Consider the following 2,895-nt stretch of genomic DNA (forward strand, 5'->3'; position numbering starts at 1 on the left):
CGGCTGCGGCGGCGCCTTGGGCTGCGACTGCGACTGCGGCGGCAGCGGCGGCGGCGGCGCGTCGGCGCGCCTGGCCGGGGCGCCGAGCTGGTACCAGTCGACCTTGCGGGTGATCACCATGATCGCGGCCAGGATCAGGAACAGCAGGCCGGCGCCGAGCACCAGGGCGTTGTCCTCCGAAATCAGCAGGCCGTACAGCGCGCCGTACAGCGTCACCAGCATCGCGCCGAAGCCGAGCGCGCGCACCAGGCTGCGCAGCACCGCGCTGAGATAGAACACCAGCAGGCCGATGCAGGCGACGCTGGCGATCAGATAGGACAGGCCGAAATCGATGTGCTCGCTCAGGCTGACCAACAGCAGGAAGAAGATCGCCAGCGCCAGGCCGACCAGGCCGTACTGGATCGGGTGGATGCGCAGCTGCTTGATCAGCTCGAACATGAAGAAGCCGACGAAGGTCAGCAGCACGAACAGCAGGCCGTACTTGGTCGCGCGGTCGGCCTTCGAATACACGTTGACCGGATCCTTGAGGGTGATCTGGACCGCGTTGATCTCGCTGCCGAGGTCGGCGGCGACATCGAAGCCGTCTTCGCCGCGGCCCGACAGCGCCACCGTCGGCAGCACCGCGCCGGCGATGTACTGGCGCTGGGCGTTGGTGGCGACCGACGACACCCGCCAGTCGGCGCGGAAACCGTCGGCGCCGATGCTGTCCGAGCTCGGCGGGAAACTGCCGCCGTAGTTCGGATGCGGCCACTTGGAACGCAGCGAGAAACGGTTGTCCTTGCCCAGCGGCACCAGCGCCAGCGATTCGGTGCCGCCGAGGACGAATTCCAGTTCGGTCTGCGCCTTCAACTGCGTCGCCGGCGCCGGCGCGGCCAGCCGCACATGCACGCCGCCGCCGTCGCGCGCGCCCTGGCCGTCCTCGATCGCCGCCTCGACGCCGTCCAGGCGCAGCTTGGGATCGCGCAGGCCGCGCACGTCGGCGAAGGCGTAGCTCAGCCACGGCTTGCCGATGCTGCGGGCGATGCCGTTGACCGTGGTGCCGGCCGCGGCCACCGGATTGGCCGGGATATCGGCGGCGAAGCGGGCCTTGGCCTTGCCCTGCCATTCGTACACCAGCACCTTGTACAGGCCGAGCGTGCGCTCGCGCGGGACGATCTCGCCCTCGACTTCGAGCTTGCTCGGGAAATAGATCCAGCGGCCCTGTTCGCGATGGGCGACGTGCTTGAGCACGCCCTTGTCGTCCCTTTCCTCGCTGATCCAGGTGTCCTCGTAGGGCACGATCAGCGCCGGCCCGGAGAACGCCTGCGCGCCGGCGTAGCTGCGCGCCACCGTGGCCACCGCCTGAGCGCGGTAGGTCTGGCGTTCGCCGATCACCCCGCCGATCATCAGCAGCGGCACCAAGATCGCCAGGGTCAGCCCCAGCACCATCAACATTTTCAACCAGACCCGCATGTCGTGCTCCTTGTCCGCGAGGGTGTCCGCGACGTTGCCGGCAAGCTTGGGAGGCTTGTGCGGAGGCGCGATGGCGAGGCGGTGCGGCGATGGTGAAGCAGCGGTGAAGCGGCCGGTGCGGCGCGCGGGGCCTTGGGGCCGCAGCGCAGAGCGGGGATACTGGAGCCGGCCGCCGCGCCCCGGCGTCCATGCCCCAGCGTCCGCCCCTGCCCTTCTTTCGCCCCCTTCGCACGGCGCCCCGAACGAATCTCCGGAATGGATTCCCCCACCGACCATCCGCAAGCCGCCGCGCGCGACGTCGTCAACGCCGACGCGATCCGCGCCGCGATCGACCGCCGCAGCCGCCAGCGCCGCGATCACGCCGACATCGCGCGCTGGCTGCGCAGCCATTTCTTCCGCTGGGCGATCGGCCGCTTCGCCCACGTCATGCCGGTGCGCAGCGTCGAGCAATGGCGGGTGTGCATGGGCGCGCTCGCGCCGCCGGACTGGTTCCTGCGCAAGCTCGAAACCGGCGCCGCGACGGCGATGCTCTACATCGATCCCGAACACCGCCTGCTGCTCGAATGCGAAAGCCGCCTGGTCGAGTTCTTCAACGCGCGCCTGCATTCGCGCCTGGCCGGCAAGTTCCAGCGGGTCGCCTTCGATGCGGCGCAGGCGGCCTGGCAGCGCGACCACCAGCGCATGCAGCGGCGCAGCCGCCGCGGCTGGTGGCCGAGCCAGCCGCATGCGCTGAGCGAGATCGTGGCCACGCCGAACGGGCGCTTCGTCGAACTGCGCGCCGGCGGCGCCACGCTGCGCGCCGAGCTGGCCTACGAGTCCTTCCACATGCAGCACTGCCTGGGCCAGTTCGAGGATCGCGAACGGCTCGAAGGCGGCTACGGCGAACACTATGCGCGCAGTTGCGAGCAGGGCCGGATCCGCTTGTTCAGCCTGCGCGACGGCGGCAACCGGCCGCACGTCACCGTCAGCCTGATCGAAGACCTCGGCGAATGGAGCCTGGAGCAGATCAAGGGCAAGCAGAACACCGTGCCGGCCGCGCGCTACGTGCCCGACGTGCTGCGCCTGCTCAATGCGCTGCGCCCGCGCGACATCGGCAGCGCCGATCTTGCGCAGTTGGGCATCGTCGCCCGCGCCGACGCCGCGGCGGGCGAAGCCGCGCCCGCCTATGTGGGTTACGCCGAACTCGATGACCGCGCGCTCCAGCACGCCCTGCTCTGCGCCGCGCCGCAGTTGCTGCGGCAGCATCCGCGCGCCGACCCGCTGGCGCAGTGGCTGGCGCTGGGCGCGGGCGCATCGGTACTGGGCGAAGTCGCCGCGCCGCATCGGCCGGTGCTGGCGGCGCTGCTGGCGATGCGCGCGCCGGCCGCTGCAGGCGACGCAGCGGCGCAGGAGTCGCCGTTCGCGACGCTGGCGCAGCAGTTCCCGCAATGGCCGGCCGCGACG

The 2,895-nt window shown here is 70.8% G+C and carries 1 protein-coding gene and 1 pseudogene; one reads left to right on the top strand and one right to left on the bottom strand.

Annotated elements, in window-relative coordinates; all coding sequences use genetic code 11:
- Window positions 1-69: 69 nt before the first annotated feature.
- Window positions 70-1,728 (bottom strand): annotated as a pseudogene (gene creD / locus A7A76_RS03440) (cell envelope integrity protein CreD); the annotation flags it as partial.
- Here creD and A7A76_RS03445 point away from each other — a divergent pair.
- Window positions 1,708-2,895, top strand: a 1,188-nt coding sequence (locus A7A76_RS03445; protein ID WP_206409884.1) for a hypothetical protein, incomplete at its 3' end; no start/stop codon positions are given. The pseudogene creD and the gene A7A76_RS03445 sit on opposite strands and share 21 nt — an antisense overlap.

This window comes from Lysobacter enzymogenes (assembly GCF_017168095.1).
Lineage (GTDB): Bacteria > Pseudomonadota > Gammaproteobacteria > Xanthomonadales > Xanthomonadaceae > Lysobacter > Lysobacter enzymogenes_D.